Annotated in this window: 1 protein-coding gene; it reads right to left on the bottom strand. The window is 69.4% G+C overall.

The window, feature by feature from the left end; all coding sequences use genetic code 11:
- The coding region (trpD, locus tag ON27_RS09380) for an anthranilate phosphoribosyltransferase (RefSeq protein ID WP_043722615.1) at positions 1-527 on the bottom strand (527 nt) is incomplete at its 3' end.
- Between the last annotated feature and the right edge of the window lie 68 nt (positions 528-595).

The following is a 595-nucleotide window of genomic DNA, read 5'->3' on the forward strand; positions in this document are numbered from 1 at the left end:
GTCGGGATGCCGATCTGGCTGCGAGCCGCCCCCGCGTACCGCAGAGCGGGATGGAACACAGGCGCGAAGCAGAAGCCGATGCCGACCTCCCGCACACAGTGCGCCACCGACTCCGGCCCGAGCGCGAGCTTCACGCCGAGCGCCTCCAGCACGTCCGCGCCGCCGCTCTTCGACGACGCCGCGCGGTTGCCGTGCTTGACCACGGGCACGCCCGCCGCGGCCACCACGATCGAAGACATGGTGGAGATGTTCACCGAGCCGGAGCGGTCACCGCCGGTGCCGACGATGTCGACGGCGTCGCCATCGATCCGCACCAGCCGGGCGTGGTCGAGCATGCCCGCGGCCAGACCGGTCAGCTCGGCGGGCGTCGGGCCCTTGATCTTCATGGCGACGCCGAACGCGGCGATCTGCGCGGGCGTGGCGTTGTCGGACATGATCTCGTTCATCGCCCACGACGTGTCGTCCGCGGCCAGATCGCCACCGTCGGCGAGGACTCCGAGCACCTGGGGCCAGCTGCGCACGCTCATTCCACTTCTCCCGTCACACTGGTTTTCGCGCACCAGTCTCTGCCACGGAGCCTAGCTGTGTTTGATTT

The sequence above is a fragment of the Nocardia asiatica NBRC 100129 genome (assembly GCF_000308415.1).
Lineage (GTDB): Bacteria > Actinomycetota > Actinomycetes > Mycobacteriales > Mycobacteriaceae > Nocardia > Nocardia asiatica.